Origin of the sequence: Aquiflexum gelatinilyticum (genome assembly GCF_024813435.1) — a bacterium.
GTDB lineage: Bacteria > Bacteroidota > Bacteroidia > Cytophagales > Cyclobacteriaceae > Cognataquiflexum > Cognataquiflexum gelatinilyticum.
The window spans coordinates 1,023,016-1,041,738 of record NZ_JANAEZ010000001.1 but is presented as its reverse complement, the minus strand read 5'-3'; the positions used below and the strand labels follow the sequence as shown (position 1 = coordinate 1,041,738).

The following is an 18,723-nucleotide window of genomic DNA, read 5'->3' as shown; positions in this document are numbered from 1 at the left end:
CAAAGAATCTTTATTCAAGATGGGTTTTGTGCCTTTTTACTCCAGAATTCTTTCGAATAATTCACGGCATTTGGTCTCTACTTTGGCGGTATTTATCTTTTTATTTTGCTGCAAAGAAGCCAAGAGGTCAATGTATTTTTTGGAAATATCTTCTTTGTCAGTCAAAAATCCGGTCAGGTGCTGTAAAAAAAGCTGATTTTGATACCAAACCAACAAGTCCTTTTGAAGCTCACTCATCCTAACATGGACTTCTTTCACAAAAATAGAATTGAAACCTGATTCTATCCTGAGATTTTCCAAAGCTATAATTACCCGTATTCCTTCGTATATGTCTTTTAGTGCCTTGGTATCGAGTTTCGTTTTGTTGTCAAGGTTAAAAAACTCCAGCTCCTCACTGATTATCTGGGTCGTGGAGGTATTGACCATGAGTGGCTTGAGGCCTCTGCTGTATTGGTAGACTTCATTGTAAAGTTCATCCCAAATCTGAAGCGGGGTGGATACGATAAGGTCATAAACCTCAGCATACACTTTGTTTTTTTCTGATTCAAGGGCTTTGGTGTAGGAATTGAATACGACATTGTCTCTCATCTTGACTGATTCCACCTGCTTCATAATCATCTTCAGGTGTTTGGTTTTCTTAAGTCCTTTAAAGATTTTTTTGAAGGGTGAAAAGAGCTGGAATTTGAGGTTTTCTTCTTTAAAATGAATTCTTGAAAGGAAGTCTACATAGATTTCAAGGAATATCAGCTTCTGTTCCAATTCCATGGATTTTTTCCCCCTATACCTTTTGCTCAATGATAAAAAAGCTGATTTTGCGTCTTCAAACTGCTGTGTGAACAACCTGAAAATAGGGGAAACCTTTCCTTGCATGGCTTAAGAGATTCTGACCAATGTAGCGCCGTATCCAAACCGGCTTTTTTGTGTGTCCTGAAAATACTTAATATTTCCTAAATGACTCAAATACTTGTGGATTTCTTTTCGGAGTACGCCGTTGCCGATGCCGTGGATAAAGGTGATTTCATCCATTCCTGAAGCGATGGCGTAATTGAGGTTTTTTTCGAAGGTTTCCATCTGAAGGCGAACCATTTCACCGTTGCTCATCATCGAGAAATCTTTGGTAAGCTGCTCAATGTGAAGGTCGATTTCTCTAGGAGGCTTTTGAAACTTCAATACAGGAATGGTTTTTTCGGTATTGAGCTGTTCGTTCAATTTTTGAATATCTATTTCTTTGGTTTGATCAGAAAGTTTGAATACATAGCCACTTTTGTCCAAAATTGGAGCAGTACCCCGGCTTTTGAAAAAGGAAGAAGCTTTGAATTTGACTCTTCTCTCGAAAGATGGTTCCATATTTTCTATCTTGGAATGAATGGGGAAAAACTGGACCAAAAGCATCGGCCACTCCTCAAAATCATGTATGGATTTTTCTCCCAGTTTTTGGGTAGTTTTCTTTTTGAGCATCCCTGCAAAAATGGTTTGACCATTGCTGCCATAGACTTCCGTAGCCATCAGGATATAATCACGGTCAGTATTGTTGCTGATGTAAATGCTGTGGTCTTTGTCGTTGAGTGGGATATAGGCTAGGAAAAGACCGCCTTCTTTGGAGGTTTTGACCTTGGAGAATGAACTTGGCTGGTCTGTTACGGCTTCTTTGGACTCGCCAAAATATTGCTTCTCGGCACTGGAAATGACAACGATCTCGTTTTTCATGGCAGGAATCCGGAACCCGTCTTCTATCTCCACTTCCACTCTTCCGCTCCCGGATATTTTTACAATTACTCCTGATTCGTTGCCGTGAAGCAAACGGACTTTGTCTCCTATGTTCATGTGTTCAATGCGGTTTTGTATGTTTCTATGGCCCTTTCTCTTGCGAATTTGTGGTCGACCATAGATTCTGGATAAGCGGATGTCCCGTATTCGGGCACCCATTTTTTGATGTATTGAAGGTCTTTGTCAAACTTCTCGGTTTGGGATTCGGGATTGAATACCCTGAAATATGGCTGGGCATCAGTCCCTGTCCCTGCAGCCCATTGCCAACCCCCGTTGTTAGAAGACAGTTCAAAGTCGAGTAATTTTTTTGCAAAGTACGCTTCTCCCCATCGCCAATCAATCAAAAGATGCTTGGTAAGAAAACTCGCTACAATCATCCTTACCCTATTGTGCATAAATCCGGTAGCGTTGAGTTCCCTCATACCTGCATCTACGATCGGATATCCGGTCATTCCTTGGCACCACTTTTCAAAATCACCTTCATCTGTCCGCCAAGGAATATGGTCGTATTTCGGCTTGAAAGCATGCTCGGTCACTTGGGGATTATGATGGAGGATCATCATGTAAAATTCCCTCCAGATCAATTCGTTGAGGAAGGTATCATTGAGCTTTGAAGCCTCCAAAGCAAGTTTCCTTACACTGATGGTACCAAATCTTAAATGAATTCCCAATCTGGATGTTCCCTTTATTCCGGGAAAATTTCTTTGAGAATCGTATTTCTGGATCAGGGGTTTGTCAATTTCAAGAGGAGGGATTTGGATGTCTGATTTCTCAAAACCCATTTCTTCCAAGGTCGGAACAGGCAGGGGAGAAGTCTGGTGAAAATTGTTCTTTTTGGTATCAAGGTTAAGAAGTTGAATGGATGCTTTGCTGAATTTTTCCAGCCAAACCTTGCTGTAAGGGGTGAAGACTTTGTAAAATTCCCCGCTTCCATTGACGATTTCTTCCTTTTCAAAGATGACCTGATCTTTGAAATCCAAGAACTGGATTCCTTTTTCTTTTAACAAATCCTTGATGGCTTGGTCCCTTTCTTTGGCATAGGGTTCATAGTCCCGGTTGGTATAGACATTTTGGATGTCATATTCGCCGAGTAACTCCCTGTAAATCTCAATCGGTTTACCGTATTTGACCAAGATTGAACTTCCGAATTCCTTCAGGGATTCGCTCAATTTTAAGATTTGGGAATGGATAAATTCTACCCGAGCATCTTTTTTGTCATCAAGTTTGTCCAAAATATCCCTGTCAAAGATGAATAGCGGCAGCACATTTTTTTCCTGTGAATAGGCATAATACAGGCCTGTGTTGTCCTCGAGTCTCAGATCCCTTCTGAACCAAAATAGGCTGATTTTTTCCATACTGTTTGTTTCATTTCAGGTATCAATATCCTGCAGGCAAAATTGTTTTAATCTTGCTTCCCTTTTGGCGTATTTTTTACAGGAAGATCCATCTGATAATCCAAAGGGCTTACCTTCCTTTCCAGGCTGTCCAAAGGAATTGGTGTCCAATTTTCTTTGCCATCATTGTATCTCAAAAAATCATCTTGATCATTGATCCTGAGGCGTTGATTTTCTTTGTTTCTGATTCTGTCCCAAAGCTCACCAAAGGTATTGAAAGAAAGGTTTTGGGAAACGGAGACCCCGTATGTCGCCACATTCCTTGCAAGGGAAAGGGAAGTGAAGGTATTGAAATTATTTCTGTTATACACCCGGACCCTATACCGCCCATCTTGCGTGACAAGGTATTCGGCTTGCCAATCTCCTGCTATACTGTTTAGGTCTGCATTGCCCTGCAAATCGGTAAATCCTCCGTCCCTGGTGACTCTCAGTCTTCCATCCAAAAAAGTATAGGCTACCCTTAGCTGGAAAGTCTCAAGTGCACTTTGGTCTAGGTTGGCCAGGTCTATGTCGACCTCTAGGTTTTGATCCACCTGTGCGATAAAGCTGTTGAGTTGGGAAGAAAGCAGCTGACTCAGGTTAGACGTGGCGATGTTGCTGACGCCGCTGAACTGGCCTTCAGGAGATAGCGACCGCATCATGATGACTGAAAAAACCTGCCTGTTTTTTTCTTGCTCATCATTTGCTATTCTGTTTTGGAATGCTGAGATGTAAGTTTGGATGTTTCCTTCTGTAGGAAATTCCGCAAAGTCAAAATTGAAAGTAATCTCAGGAGAAAGAATCTGACCTTTCAGGTTCATCAGGACCTTAAGAGGGAATCTCCGCCGCATGGCAGGATCTTCCAAAGCTGCATTTTGATTGGTCTGAAGGCTTTGGAGTGATACACTTTCCAAATAATAGGCATTGATGTCCATGATGCCTTCATAGGGATCTCCAAACCATGAAATCCTACCACCGGGCTGCACGATAAATTCCTTTCTCAGGATGTTATACAACGAAAAATTGTATTTGGCTTCAGTGATTTCATAGTTGCCCGACATCGAAAAATTACCTTGGGTATCAATGTTCATCGTCAGCACACCCTTTCCTCTACCTTGAATGGTTTCCCCTGTCCTAGGATCGATCTGAATTTCGGTGTAGGCATCAGGCGTCACATCAAAGGTGAAATTCATCCGCACATTGTTGATGTCAAGTTTTTCGACAGTTTCCTCTAAGGATATTACCCTTGCCGTATCACGGACATTAATGATTTTGATAAAGTCCTCTTGGGCTTCATAGCTTTTAGATCCTAAAGGAATAAATATTCTCGTGTTTTTCTGCGAAGTCGCTCTTGCAGTAATATCCAGGTTATTGGCTGCGCCAAAAATATTAAGGTTCCCGGTCGCATAGGCAGTACCATAAAACTGGTCATTGTCTTTGGAGCCTGTGTTGAGAACTTGGAAATTTTCCAAGTTGGAAGAAATATCCAGGATAAAATCCGAAAAATAATCGTGTGAAATACCGCCCCGCATCCTTGCCCGGTTTCCATTGATATCTCTTACTGTAAGTTCTTTGAAGCTGATTTCATTGGTATTGAAAATCAGATTGCCATCGACAGTGTATTGGGTTTTAAGATAGTTGACGAGTAGTGTGCCTCCTGTGACGATTCCACTCCCCATCACAACAGGAAATGCCAAGGATCCACCAATGTCAAAATCACCTGAAACAGTACCTCCCATTCTGGTGATATAGTTGGATAGAAAAGGCTCCAAAACAGACAAATCCGCCTCATTCAATTTGGCATTCAGGTCAAGTTGGTCATCCGTACTTCCTAAAATTCCATTTATGGCGATCACATTTTTACCGTTCCTGATATTATTGATTTCGACATTGATTACCTTATCTGCGATGAATGTGGCGGCATCGATGTTCCCCACCAAAAAGTTATTGATATTCAATTCATCAATATTCACCTGTCCGTTGATACCAATAGCACCATAGAAATCTGTGAATCCAAAATTCCCGTTTGCAAGCCCTTTGAATTCTTTCGTGCTGAGTGTGTTGAAAAAATCAAGGTTGACATTGTGGATTTCCAAACCGAGCATTTCATTGGGATTTGGGGAAATGGTTCCGTTGAGCGCTATGAACTGATCCTCATTAAAGAGTTTGATGTTGTCAAAAAGAAAAGATTTTTGGGCTATATAGATGCTGTTTTCTGGATCAAAATTCCATGTTTTATCAAGAATTTTAAGTTCTGAAGGCTCAAATACTACTGTCGTATGATCCGGATAAATGGTGATATCGTTTTTGACCCGGACATAGCTTCCTGTTTCCAATTGATCTTGGTCATACCTGAAATCAATACTTGATTCATTCCATATGGCCTCTATCGCAAGGTTGTTGAATTTTAGACCAGTGTTGAGTTCCTGTTTTTTGGAGAAAATATAAAAGGAGGCCAGGACGTCTGAGCTATTGATCAGTTTGGAAGTATTAAAATCCAAATTGGTATCATAAAGGAAATTTCCATCATAATAAATGGTATCGATACTGGAGAAAAAGTTGAAAATTGTATTGTCCGGGGTCTGGTAAAAAGCCCCTTCAATGATTGTGTTTTTAGATATCGAAGCCCTAGGCTCCAGAAGGTTGATGATGGGGTTGATGTCAATAAATTTCAGGTTGAGGTCGATGTTATATGGTTCCTCGTTAGCATCTGCTCTCAATGCAATTTTTTCTTCAGAATTTGTCAGAATTGAAAAATATTGCTGACTTAAATTCTGTATATCGTCGAGGAGTTGCCTCACTTTGAAATTTCCTTGGATGCCTGCTACAAGCAAATCAGAATTCAGTGAGATGAGCCTTGATTCGTCTGTGTATAAAGATTGGAAATAGAAATTGTCCACAAATAGATTTCTTCCCTCATAGCTGAGATCCACATCACTGAACCTTGCGATTCCTTCAATATTATCCAAGGTTACACCTTTGGTATCAATTACTATTTTTCCGCTGACAAAGGTATCTTTGTCCAAAAATTTCAATTCTTTCAGGAATGCGGTGTCAACCTTAACCGTCATTCTAATGGAGTCTTTTCCCTCCCGGACATCCAAAACTCCACTGAGCTCTCCTTTGAGATTGGGGTCATCTACTTTAATGTTTCCACGAAACAAATCTTTGCCATAGGTGGCGTCAGTCACAATATTGGCGTAATTATAGCCATTGATCCCTGCGCTTTTGATATCAGCATCTACTTGAAGTAGGGCTGTTTCCAAAGTCAATCCTGTCCCCTTGACCTGTCCTGTCATGGTTACTTTTTGAAATCTTTCAGGATCTTCGACCAATACACCTATATCAAGGTTTTCAAGCTGAAGCCTGCCAGTGTAGGTAGGTTGACCTTTTTCTGTTTTATAACTGAGGCGGCCGATGATATTCCCGATGCCGGTTCTGAAATTTCCGTTTGCAGTAAAATAATTGAGATATCCTGAAAAGTCAGTGTCAAAACGGACATCTCTGAATTTGTTGATTTCCTTTCTGGCATTTTCGCCGATATAGGGAGAAAGATCGTTGCTGTTCAGCACTGAGTTCATCAGCGACATCTCAAAGAATGTACTGTCGATATTGGGTAAGCCATCGATTTTGAATTTTCCAAAAAGTGCACTTTTTTCCCCAAATCTGATGAGAAGCTCATCAGAGGCAAGGTCATCTACGGTACCTTCGATTTCTCCGCTGATAAATATCCTGTCCTCGATGTTGTTTAGCCCTTCAGTAAAATACTTCAAATCCTGAATATCCAGAGCCGCCTCATCCAACCTTGCTAAAATATTGACTTCATGGATGAAGTTCGAAAGTCCTTTTGTGGATGTGTAACTGAATTTGAGGTAGTCCTTGATTTCGGTATCATTGGATCTCAAAAACAAGTCATCAAATTCCATGAAGGTAGGACTGTATGTAAAATCAGTCTTCAGCTGTTGGAATACTAGTCCTGAAGTGGATTCCAAACCTCTAAAGTAATTCACCTTTATCCCTATCGTCTGACCTTGGAAATAAAAGTCGTCGGCATCAGCTATAAGATCTCTAAACTGAAGTTTATTAAAATCAAAACCGCTTTCGATAGGAATACTTCCATAATTGATGATGTCCAATGAAGTCTCTTTGAGGCTGACATTACCGATATCAAACCTTGAAGCTTTTTGGTTTGGATCCTTTGGCCCACTTGGAAACAGGAGGTTGATTTGATAAAAAAATTCTGCAATGTTGATAAAATCTTCTTCGGGGTGGAAGAGTAACCTTACATTTCCCCTTTCCAGTTTGACCTGGTCCAGTCCGGGGTTCTCACTGTTTAAGAGTCCCGAAATTGAAAAATCTATGTAAACATCCTTTAAATCTACCATCAAACTGTCATGATGGTCATAGATGAGTACATCCTGAAGGCTGATAGCATCCCACCACCTGATCCGCACTTTGGCAATACTGGTTTCGAATCCGGTGTTTTTACTGAGGTAAGAGGTGAATGATTTTGTGATTCTGGTTTGGACTGCAGGGATCTGCAATGCGATCACCAGAAGAAAAAATGCCAGAAAAAGTAAAAGAACCAACCTGAAGACGACCCTTAAGGCTTTCAGTAATTTTTCCGTAACTTTGGGGTTCTTTTCCAAGAGGCAAGCGAAATGAAGATAAATATTCTGGCTATTGAATCATCTTGTGATGAAACGTCGGCAGCGGTCATTTCTGATGGCAAAATACTCAATAATATCATCGCCACGCAATCGGTACACGAAAAATATGGGGGTGTAGTTCCTGAACTTGCCTCTCGTGCCCACCAACAGCACCTTATTCCCGTAGTCCATGAAGCAATAGCCTCATCAGGAATTAGTAAAGAGGAACTTTCAGCTATTGCCTTTACCCGTGGGCCGGGATTGATGGGCTCGTTGTTGGTCGGAGTGTCGTTTGCCAAATCGCTTGCATTTGCTTTGGGGATACCATTGATAGATGTCAACCACATGCAGGCGCATATTTTAGCCCATTTCATCGAAGAACCAAAACCTTCATTTCCATTTATTTGTCTGACTGTAAGTGGTGGGCATACCCAATTGGTCTTGGTCAAGAACTATCTGGAAATGGAAGTGATAGGAGAGACGACAGACGATGCTGTGGGTGAAGCATTTGACAAAACCGCCAAACTCCTTGGGCTACCTTACCCTGGCGGGCCGTTGATCGACAAATTTGCAAAAACAGGCAATCCAAAAGCTTTCAAATTCCCTGTTTCTGATATGCCTGAGTTAAGCTTTTCATTCTCAGGTATCAAAACTGCGGTTCTTTATTTCCTTCGGGACAATCTCAAAGAAAACCCGGATTTCATCAGCGAAAATCTTAACGATATCTGTGCCTCTGTCCAATTTACCCTGATCAAAATGCTTACCCAAAAACTGATAAAAGCAGCCAAAGAACATAAAATCAAGGAAATCGCAATTGCCGGTGGGGTGTCGGCGAATTCCGGATTAAGAGAGGAATTGACACAACTTTCTGCCAAATTTGGTTGGAAAGTATTTGTTCCAAAATTCGAATACTGTACTGATAACGCAGCTATGATTGCCATGGCGGCACATTACAAATACCTTAAAGGGGAATTTTGCGGATTGGATGTCGTGCCAGAAGCGAGGATGAAGATTTGAGGATAGTATCAAGTACTAAGTGTCAAGTATCAAGAACCGAGAGACGAGAGCCGAGAAGCAAAGAGGCGAGAAAATAGAAGAGAGATAGACTGTCAAAATTCATGTTTCAAATACCTGAAGCGTAAGGCAAGCCCTTCGACCTCTACTTTGCTCAAGGGTCGTTTAATCAACAATTAACCAAATAACCATTAACCAAATAACTCAATAACAATTACAATCACTACAACAATTACAACCACTACAAGCATCACAAATAGTAGAACCAAGCATGGCAGTAACCAAAAAGAATAAATTCGATAAAATCATCAACATCAGGAACAAAAAGGCAAGTCATGAATTTGAGTTTCTGGATACCTATACAGCAGGCATTGTCTTAAGCGGGACCGAAATCAAATCTGTGCGTGAAGGCAAAGTTTCGCTTACAGAAGCATATTGTTATTTTCAAAGAGAGGAATTGTACATCAAGCAGATGCATATTGCCCCATATTCTATGGCTGCAAGTTATAACCACGAGGCAGTCCGGGAGCGAAAGCTTTTGTTGAACAAAAGAGAACTGGAAAAAATAGAAACAAAATTTTCCGAAAAAGGCCTTTCTATCATTCCTATCAGGATTTTTATCAATGACAAAGGATTGGCAAAAATTGAAATCGCAGTGGCCCGGGGTAAAAAACTTCATGACAAAAGGGAAGATATCAAAGAAAAAGATGTGAAAAGAGAACTTGCAAAAATGAAGTTTTAAAACATTTGAATTCTACAACAGGTTTTTCCGACCAAAGATTTTATATTAGTGGACTATGGAAAAACGTGTTTTGGTTTTAAATCTTGATCATTCTCCCGTTGCCGTTGTTTCAGTTCAAAAGGCATTTATCCTGACTTATTTGGAAAAAGTAAGCTGCCTGACTTTTTATGAAGACCTCACTATCAGGACTGTAACTAAAAGTTTTCAATATCCCGCCGTCATCAGATTGAACGAATACAAAAATATCCCCTACAAGGGAGTTTTGTTGAATAGGGCCAACATTTTTAAAAGGGACAGTCAGGAATGCCAATATTGCGGTTCTAAAAAACAGCTTACTTTGGACCATGTATTGCCAAGATCAAAAGGAGGAAAATCCAATTGGATCAATCTGGTGACAGCCTGCCACCGATGTAATGTGTACAAAGGAGACAAAACTCCCGAACAAGCAGGTATGCAACTCAGAACCCAACCTTTCAAACCAAGCTTGGGGTATTTTTTGGCAGAATATGCAGAGAGGCATGCCGAGGAGTGGGTCCCTTATCTCGAGTTGAGGCCGGTTTAAAGTAAATCGCTCTCTGATTTTTTTTAAAAAGAATATGGAACGGTTATTGCCTTTTTTGATCCAAAAAGGGACTGATGCGGCTGAAAGGAAAATATCTGGTCAGAAAAAAGGTTGTCTTTGGTTTTGTTTTAGCTTTTATTTTGGTTCTTGGTGTAAGCACGGTTACCTATTTCAGCATCCGTAACTTACTTGATACTGTAGAGGATCTGACTCAACCAAATGAAAAACTCCAGCAGCTTAATGGCCTTATGGCCGATGTTTATGTATTGGACTTTACCAAAACTGAGCGGACTTCGGATAAAGATTCTGTTGCCGAACTCGCTAGAAAAAGGGTCAAAGAAAGGCTGGTATGGCTTAAATTGAACTCTACAGATTCTGCAGAAATAGGGACATATGAAGAGCTCAGCTTGACTATTTCTGAACTGATGGTCGTATTTGCAGGATTGGAAGAAGTCCGGAATTACCTTGCCAACAGGAATTTCAGTGCAGAGGCTTTGAAAGGGATTGAGATCCGGATCAAAAGGCAGCAGGAATTGAGCGATATGCAGTTTTTGGGAAAGCTAAGAACGAAAGAATTACTCTCCTCTTTGTCACCAAAAACCTTAGCACCCGATTCTGTTGGTCCAGAAATCAATGATCTTGGTGAAGAAATTGAATTTGATATTCAGAATGAATTGATTGAAATAGCCGATGACATCAAAAAGTCTGAAAAAGTTTCATTCGAGTCCCTGCCCATTCAGTACAATGACCAAGATTCCACACTTTTGGCCATCCGAAAGTCGGTTGAGATAATTTTCAAAGATGAGCAACGGCTTCAAAACAGGTTTTTAAGATTAGAGGCTAACCTCATTGAAAAAAATACAGCCGTATTTTCACAAATCCAATCCATTGTTTCTGACCTTCAAACGGAAGTGTTGGATGGATATAAAAGCCAAACAAATTCTGCCTACAAACTCACTTATTCCGTCTCATGGATTCTGGGAGCATTGGTTTTTTTGGGTGTAATAGGCTCATTGGGGTTTGCCTATAGTATCCTAAAGGAGGTAGACAAAGAAAACCTTTACAGAGAGAAATTAGAAGAAGCCAAAAAGTATTCAGATAAACTTGCCAAAGCCAAGCAGGATTTTCTCTCCAATATGAGTCATGAAATCCGAAATCCGCTTCATGTTATCCAAGGCTATCAAGAAGCTTTGGGAAAATCCAATCTCATCGGCCAACAAAAAGAGTTTGTCAAGAGAATAGGTTTTGCATCTGATACGCTCAAGTCAGTGGTTAATGATATTTTAGATTTTTCGAAACTGGAAGCCAGTCAGATTAAAATCGTTCAGGAACCTTTTGAACCTGTAGGTTTATTTCTTTCCATCAAAAATTCTTTTGCCTTAAAGGCGGAAGAAAAAACCCTTTTTTTCAATTGGAAACTAGAGATCCCACAAGGTAAATGGCTTCTTGGAGACGAGTTGAGAATCAATCAAATTATGAACAATCTTTTGGGGAATTCCTTCAAATTTACCCAAAACGGAGGTATAAATGTTCATGTCATTTGGGAGAAAAACAATCTCTATATCAAGATTGCCGATTCTGGCATGGGAATGACCCAAGAAATCAGAAAGAATATTTTCAAGGAATTTAATCAAGGTGATTCAGCTGTAAACAGGAAATTTGGAGGAACAGGATTGGGTCTGGCGATTGTCAAAAAACTCGTAGATAAACTTGAAGGAACTATCCTGGTGGAATCAGAAGTGGATAAGGGAACTGTTATTTCGTTTGTACTTCCATGCCCTAGTGTCAATCCTCGTTCTGTAGAAGCAGACCAAACTTCCGATTATTCACTCCGGGGATTTAATGTTTTGTTGGTAGATGATGACCCGCTTGGATTGCAACTGCTCAAATTGGTATTTGAAAACCATGGAGCAAATGTGACGGATATTCAGGGAGGGGAAGTGTTTTTGGAACAATTTATTCCCTTAGAATTTGATGTTGCAATCATTGACATCCAAATGCCTAAAGTAAGTGGTTTGGAAGTAATCAAACTGATCAAATCAAACATAAAATACAAGAACCTTCCGGTTATAGCCATTACTGCCAATGTTTTTGTAGAGGAGGAAAGAAAACTATTGGAGCATGGATTTGATGGTCTGCTATTAAAGCCTTTCAATGAAACCGAAATAATCAACAAAGTCGGGTTAGTGTTGGGTCTTTCCCCGATACCTTCAAAGCAAATCAGCAAGGTTAAGGTTGATCCGGATTTGGTACAAGATGACTATGACCTGTCGGATTTGATGAGGTTTTGTATGGGTGACAGGGAAATGTTGATTGAAGTTATTCAGGATTTTGTCAATGCAACCAACGGTGATTTGAGAGGGTTAAAATCATCATTGCAAAAATCGGATTTCGAAAAAGTGATGGAAATAGTCCACAGGATGTCAAGCCGTCTGGGACAGCTGAAAATCCGTACCTGCCAATTGGCAATGGAAATAGAAAGAGATCTCAAACGAGGAAAAAACATTGAAACAGCCCTATCAATTGAAAAGTTGGTCATGGAAACCAATCAGGTTTTGGTCAAAATTCAAGCTGATTGGCTATTAGAAGCAGCCCAATAAATTATTTGAGACCGTATTTTTCCATTTTGTTATACAGGGTCTTTCTGTCCATGCCCAACAATTGGGAAGCTTTGGATTTATTGAACCTGACTTCTTTCAAAACCTTGTCAATCATTTCTTTTTCTTGGATAACCAGATTGTTTTTATAGTCAAAAACGTTCGGTTCGGATTCCTGTTTGTATTCGAGCAAATCCTGCGGTAATAAATCTTTGGTGATAATCTTATTTTTACACAAAAGAACTGCTCTTCTGACAATATTTTTCAACTCTCGTAGATTTCCTGGCCAAGAATATTCCATAAAAATCCTTTCTACTTCTGCATCAATATCGCTGACATTTCGAGCCAACTTCAAATTACTTTGGTGGATGAAATGAGATGTGAAAAGTTTGATATCTTCTTTTCGGTTTCTCAGTGGCTGAAGATCAATCGTAAATTCATTCAACCTGTGGTAAAGGTCCTCTCTGAAATTTCCATCCTGACTTCCTGATTTAAGTTCATCATTGGTCGCAGCTATAATGCGGACATCAATATCAGTTTCTTTGTTGGCACCGATTTTTCGGATTTTCCTTTCCTCAATGGCCCTGAGTAATTTGATTTGAATCTCATAGCCTAGATTGCCCACCTCATCCAGAAAAATGGTTCCACCATTTGCCTGTTCAAAATGCCCAGTTTTGTTATCCAAAGCCCCTGTAAAAGATCCTTTTATATGGCCAAAAAGTTCGCTTCCCGCAAGTTCAGAAGACAATGCGCCACAATCAATCGCTACAAATGGCTTGTCCCTTCGATTTGAATTTTGATGGATTTTCTTCGCTATGTATTCTTTTCCTGTTCCTGTTTCTCCCAATATCAGAACACTCAGGTCTGTAGGAGCAACAAGACTTATAAATTCCTCCATCTTTGTAGCATTGTGGCTTTTTCCTTTGACATAATCAGGTTCCTTGCTTTCCAAATTTGTTGGGGTAGATTTTGAATTAATAGCGCCTTTTAAAGATTCATTTACTGTTACTAGCAATTCATCTGGATTGATCGGTTTTGTGATGTATTCAAATGCACCCATTTTCATCGCTTTGACAGCTATTCTAATGTCAGAGTAATTGGTTATCAGGATGACATTTATTTCCGGGTTATTCTTGGTGGATTGTTCTAAAAGCTCAAGGCCGGTACCGTCCGGAAGCCTATAATCTGTGATGATAAGGTTGGGCCAGTTGGATTGGATCACCGGCATTGCTTGCGAAATGCTGTTGGCCGATTGGACTTGAAAGTTATTTTTCTCTAAAAAATTTCTGATAATCCTAGAGTAGGTAATGTCATCTTCGATCAAAAGTATTTTTTGCATCTCTATCCTTTCAAGTTTGAATAGAGAGTATAACAAAAAAGACACCAGAATATTTCCGGTGCCTTTTTAATCTGACAATTTAAGATTGATTAGTCTTCAATCACTTCTCCTAGGGCTGTATACTTTTTGACAAGTTCTTCACCTGCATTGTCAAACTTTATCACAAAATGATTCGGTACATTTTCGCCGCTCACCTGCCATGCTTCGCTGATTTTCAAAGCTTTCAAAGCCTCATCTTTTTCGATGGCTTCTTTGACGGGAGCAGGAAGATTAGCCGGATCCACTTTTACTTTTTCTTGTTCTTGCGACATGACCATTCCAGAATTTGCATCTGTAGCGATTGTCGGGTTTGCCATTAATGGAGCTGTAGCCAGTCCGATTGCAAACATTGCGGGGATAATAAATCTGGTTTTCATAATAAATTGGTTTTAGTTAAAATTGATAATTGGTTTTATTTTTTTAAATTTTCTCTTACTAAGCATTTGGCATAGAAATAGACTTTTTTTAATTCTTGTTTTTTTAATTATTAATCGAATTTCACACCGCCGAGGCTTTCTAGAGTCATCATTACCGGACCTTGAAAAGATGCTTTTAATATCGGTTTCATGTTTACCCTATTTGCACATGATGTGCCAAAGGGAAAAATGGTCTTGATTGGCTCAAAAAAAGGTTTTCCTGATTTAAATGTGGGGAGGGTCTTACCCAAACTGTAGAAAAAATCCCCAAACATTGGGGAAATGACCATTTGCAAATCAAGTTACCTACAATTTTCTTTCCTTTATTTCCCATGGTTTTGGTGGAAGATTTGCATGCAGGAATTTTTTAATCGAAAAAGAGGTGAGTGGGCAATACTTTGGCAGGTAACAAAATTTTATATAAACCGAACTTTATTTACTTCTATATCCTTCTAAAAAAGATTTACCTTTGCTTTTCCAGTAATTACTCGTGTTCAAATCCAATGAGTGACCAAATCAAACATGAATGTGGTATTGCGATGATCAGGCTTCGAAAGGAGCCCCAATACTATATAGAAAAGTACGGTTCTCCGCTGTACGCTCCCAACAGGTTGTATGTCCTGATGCAAAAGCAGATCAACCGAGGTCAAGATGGCGCAGGTGTTGCCAACATCAAGCTTGACACCAAACCCGGCACGCGATATATCAGTAGGTACAGGTCAATCGAACCCCAAGCTGTCAATTACATCTTTGACAAAATTTACAAGAAATATAAAAAAGCCAAAAAATTAGGCGGTAAAAAAGGCCTCAACAGTGCCAATTGGCTGAAGGAGAATGTGGCTTTTTCCGGTGAAGTATGGTTAGGTCATCTTCGTTACGGAACCCATGGTGAAAATAGCATTGAAACCTGTCATCCATTTTTAAAGCAAAACAACTGGAGGAGCCGTAACCTAGTCATGGCGGGTAATTTCAACATGACCAACGTGGAGGAGTTGTTCAGCAAGCTGGTTCAACTCGGGCAGCATCCTAAAGAAAAAACGGATACTGTCACCGTCATGGAAAAAGTCGGACATTTTTTGGATGAGGAAAACCAACGGATTTTTGACAAATACAAACACCAATATTCCAACGAACAGATTACTGCCGTCATCGAAAACGAAATCGACGTAGCACGCATTCTGAGGAGATCCTGCAGGGATTTTGACGGAGGATATGCGATGGCAGGGATTATAGGCAACGGATCAAGTTTTGTCGTTCGTGATCCTTCAGGAATCAGGCCTGCTTATTATTATGCTGATGAGGAAATTGTCGTAGTGGCTTCAGAAAAGCCGGCCATCAAATCTGCATTCAATGTAGATTACAAGCAGATCAAAGAAATCAAACCGGGACACGCTCTTGTAATCAATAAAGATGGATCGTATGCCGAGCATGAAATCCTTCCTGCTAGGGAAAAGAAATCCTGTAGTTTTGAAAGGATTTATTTCTCAAGAGGAACTGATCCTGATATCTACAGAGAAAGAAAATCGCTTGGTAGAGCACTTGTGCCTCAGGTACTCAAAGCTATAGATTTTGACCTCAAAAACACAGTTTTTTCATATATTCCAAATACTGCAGAAACAGCTTTTCTCGGAATGATTGAAGGTCTCGAAGATTATTTGAGTGCCAAAAGGAGGGAAGTGCTGTTGGAAGGAAAGCCGCATCTTGAAGACCTTGAAGAACTCCTCAATTTCCGCCCAAGGGTAGAAAAACTTGTAAGCAAGGATGTGAAATTAAGGACTTTCATTACCAATGATTCCGACAGAGATGCCATGGTAGCGAATGTTTACGATACTACCTATGAAGTTGTAAGGGCGGGAATAGATACACTTGTGGTCATCGATGATAGCATTGTCAGGGGAACAACATTGGAAAAAAGCATTTTGACGACTTTGGACAAATTAAATCCCAAAAGGATCATCATCGTGTCTTCTGCACCTCAAATCCGATTTCCGGATTGCTATGGGATCGATATGTCAAAGTTGAAGGAGTTTATTGCTTTCCGTGCTACTGTTGAGTTGCTCAAAGACAAAGGGATGAGTTACCTCATGGATGAAGTTTACGAAAAGTGTAATACCAATCAGATCCTAACGGAAAACTATGTAAAAGCACTTTATGATCCTTTTACTGACCAAGAAATTTCTGATAAAATAGCAGCCATCATTACCACAGAGGAAATCAAAGCTGAAGTTAAAGTCATCTACCAAACAGTCGATAACCTGCACAAATGTATTCCTGATCATTCTGGAGATTGGTATTTTACAGGAGATTTCCCTACATCCGGAGGAATGCGTGTTGTAAATAGGGCTTTTGCCAATTATATGGAAGGGAAAGTGGTCAGGGCTTACTGATATTTTCCAACACATTTTCAAATGACCAAATTTCAAGTCGGCCAAGCCCTTGTTTTTGGTCATTGTTTGTTTTATTAGATATCCAATTGAAAACCTACAATAATCATGGAAGTAAACGTACCCTTGTTGAAGCAGATTTGTGAGATTGCCGGAGCCCCTGGGTTTGAAAAAAGAATCAGGGACATGGTTATAGAACTTGTCACCCCACTTGTCGATGAGGTCAAAATCGACAATATGGGAAGTGTCATTGCCATCAAAAAATCCAAAAAAAATCCTGATTCAAAGAAAGTCATGGTGGCAGCACACATGGATGAGATCGGGTTTATTGTCACCCATATTGATGAAAAAGGATTTGTCAGGTTCCATACACTTGGAGGATTTGACCCGAAAACTCTGACTGCGCAGCGGGTGATTGTCCATGGCAAAAAGGATTTGGTAGGCGTCATGGGTAGCAAACCCATCCATGTCATGACAGCTGACGAAAGGAATAAATTACCTCAGATCACCGACTTTTTTATTGATTTAGGCATGAGTAAAGAAGAGGTTGAAAAATATGTCACAATAGGTAATCCTATCACTAGAGACCGGGAATTGATAGAAATGGGTGCCTGTGTCAACTGCAAATCAATAGACAATAGGGTGGCGGTATTTATACTTTTAGAGACACTGAAAGTGTTGGAAAATCCTGCATTTGATGTATATGCCACATTTACTGTTCAGGAGGAAGTCGGAATTCGTGGAGCAAATGTAGCTGCCCATGGAATCAACCCAGATTTTGGGATAGCTTTGGATACTACCATTGCCTTTGATGTGCCCGGTGCCCAGCCTCATGAAAAAGTCACTGAGCTTGGCAAAGGAACTGCGATCAAAATCATGGATGCTTCAACAATTTGTGACTATCGGATGGTGGCTTTTATGAAGCATACCGCCGATCAGCATCAGATCAAGTGGCAACCCGAAATCCTAACTGCGGGTGGAACCGATACCGCCGGAGTGCAGCGTATGGGCAAGCAGGGTGCTATCGCCGGTGCGATTTCCATACCTACCCGCCACTTGCATCAGGTGATAGAAATGGCGCATAAAGAAGATATCTCCAACAGCATCCTACTTCTGAAGGCTTGTTTGGAGGATATTGATACCTTTGATTGGAGTCATTGAGAAGGTTCTTTAAAAAAATATAATTCAATTCTGAGGTCTGATTAAATCAGACCTTTTTTTTTGTAAAAAATCAGTGGCTCCGTCAAAAGTGATTATCAAGGTTTGAATTTTAATATATCGCATGCGATATAAATTTAATCCCTATATTTGTGTCGCTTACGATATAATAGAAATCAACAATGCGATTTATGAAAAACAGGTTTTATGATTTTTCTGCCAATAACCTTCAGGGCAAAGAAGTATCCATGTCAGAATTTAAAGGTAAGACGGTTCTGGTGGTGAATACCGCAAGCCAATGTGGCTTGACTCCGCAGTATGAAGGTTTGGAAAAACTCAACCAAAAGTACAAAGACAAAGGATTAGTGATTCTTGGATTTCCCTGCAACCAATTCGGAAATCAGGAACCGGGAGATTCCAAAGATATAGCAGAAGGATGTCTTCTCAATTATGGAGTAAGTTTCCCCATGTTTTCTAAAGTTGAAGTCAATGGAAAGAATGCCCATCCTGTATTCAAATACCTCAAAAAGGAATTGGGAGGGATTTTTGGATCTAGGATAAAGTGGAATTTTACCAAGTTTTTGCTGGACAGCGAAGGAAAACCTGTCAAGAGATTTTCACCTATCACCAAACCTGAGGAAATCGATAAATACCTTTCCAAATTCCTCAAAAAGTAATTTTAA

13 protein-coding genes are annotated in these 18,723 nt (G+C 40.0%); 7 read left to right on the top strand and 6 right to left on the bottom strand.

Annotated elements, in window-relative coordinates:
- Positions 1 to 36: 36 nt before the first annotated feature.
- The 4 genes from NK987_RS04355 to NK987_RS04340 are packed head-to-tail and all read right to left on the bottom strand — an operon-like array spanning position 37 to position 7,789.
- Positions 37 to 870, bottom strand: a complete 834-nt coding sequence (locus NK987_RS04355) for a hypothetical protein (RefSeq protein ID WP_258421565.1) — start codon at positions 868 to 870, stop codon at positions 37 to 39.
- Positions 871 to 873: 3 nt separating this feature from the next.
- Positions 874 to 1,824, bottom strand: a complete 951-nt coding sequence (locus NK987_RS04350) for a Smr/MutS family protein (protein WP_259262868.1) — start codon at positions 1,822 to 1,824, stop codon at positions 874 to 876.
- Entirely contained in the window at positions 1,821 to 3,122 is a 1,302-nt protein-coding gene (locus tag NK987_RS04345; RefSeq protein ID WP_259262867.1) for a cryptochrome/photolyase family protein, read from the bottom strand. Before NK987_RS04345 ends, NK987_RS04350 begins: the two co-directional genes overlap by 4 nt.
- Before the next feature lie 47 nt (positions 3,123 to 3,169).
- Entirely contained in the window at positions 3,170 to 7,789 is a 4,620-nt protein-coding gene (locus NK987_RS04340) for a translocation/assembly module TamB domain-containing protein (RefSeq protein WP_259262866.1), read from the bottom strand.
- A 12-nt stretch (positions 7,790 to 7,801) separates the two neighbouring features.
- Here NK987_RS04340 and tsaD point away from each other — a divergent pair, with 12 nt between their 5' ends.
- The 4 genes from tsaD to NK987_RS04320 all read left to right on the top strand — a co-directional run bounded on the left by tsaD (position 7,802) and on the right by NK987_RS04320 (position 12,707).
- Positions 7,802 to 8,806: a tRNA (adenosine(37)-N6)-threonylcarbamoyltransferase complex transferase subunit TsaD gene (gene tsaD, locus NK987_RS04335; RefSeq protein ID WP_259262865.1), complete on the top strand. Its 1,005-nt coding sequence runs from the start codon at positions 7,802 to 7,804 to the stop codon at positions 8,804 to 8,806.
- A 268-nt stretch (positions 8,807 to 9,074) separates the two neighbouring features.
- Positions 9,075 to 9,545: an SsrA-binding protein gene (gene smpB / locus NK987_RS04330; RefSeq protein WP_259262864.1), complete on the top strand. Its 471-nt coding sequence runs from the start codon at positions 9,075 to 9,077 to the stop codon at positions 9,543 to 9,545.
- Positions 9,546 to 9,600: 55 nt separating this feature from the next.
- The gene (locus NK987_RS04325; RefSeq protein ID WP_258421571.1) at positions 9,601 to 10,107 is read left to right on the top strand and encodes an HNH endonuclease; all 507 of its coding nucleotides are present in this window, start codon (positions 9,601 to 9,603) and stop codon (positions 10,105 to 10,107) included.
- A gap of 74 nt (positions 10,108 to 10,181) precedes the next feature.
- Positions 10,182 to 12,707, top strand: coding sequence for a hybrid sensor histidine kinase/response regulator (locus tag NK987_RS04320; protein WP_259262863.1), 2,526 nt, complete (start codon positions 10,182 to 10,184; stop codon positions 12,705 to 12,707).
- Position 12,708: 1 nt separating this feature from the next.
- Here NK987_RS04320 and NK987_RS04315 read toward each other — a convergent pair whose 3' ends face one another.
- Together NK987_RS04315 and NK987_RS04310 are read right to left on the bottom strand one after the other, a co-directional pair.
- Positions 12,709 to 14,043, bottom strand: coding sequence for a sigma-54-dependent transcriptional regulator (locus NK987_RS04315; protein ID WP_259262862.1), 1,335 nt, complete (start codon positions 14,041 to 14,043; stop codon positions 12,709 to 12,711).
- Positions 14,044 to 14,132: 89 nt separating this feature from the next.
- Positions 14,133 to 14,459 carry a hypothetical protein gene (locus NK987_RS04310; protein WP_259262861.1) on the bottom strand — a complete coding sequence of 109 codons (327 nt, stop codon included), beginning with the start codon at positions 14,457 to 14,459 and terminating at the stop codon, positions 14,133 to 14,135.
- A 542-nt stretch (positions 14,460 to 15,001) separates the two neighbouring features.
- Between NK987_RS04310 and NK987_RS04305 the strand changes: the two genes are divergently transcribed.
- The 3 genes from NK987_RS04305 (at position 15,002) to NK987_RS04295 (ending at position 18,717) form a co-directional block, all read left to right on the top strand.
- Positions 15,002 to 16,885 (top strand): amidophosphoribosyltransferase, encoded by a 1,884-nt coding sequence (locus NK987_RS04305; protein ID WP_258421575.1) that lies wholly within the window; start codon positions 15,002 to 15,004, stop codon positions 16,883 to 16,885.
- Between the two features lie 105 nt (positions 16,886 to 16,990).
- Positions 16,991 to 18,043, top strand: coding sequence for a M42 family metallopeptidase (locus NK987_RS04300; protein WP_259262860.1), 1,053 nt, complete (start codon positions 16,991 to 16,993; stop codon positions 18,041 to 18,043).
- A gap of 188 nt (positions 18,044 to 18,231) precedes the next feature.
- Positions 18,232 to 18,717, top strand: coding sequence for a glutathione peroxidase (locus NK987_RS04295; RefSeq protein WP_258421577.1), 486 nt, complete (start codon positions 18,232 to 18,234; stop codon positions 18,715 to 18,717).
- Positions 18,718 to 18,723: the final 6 nt, after the last annotated feature.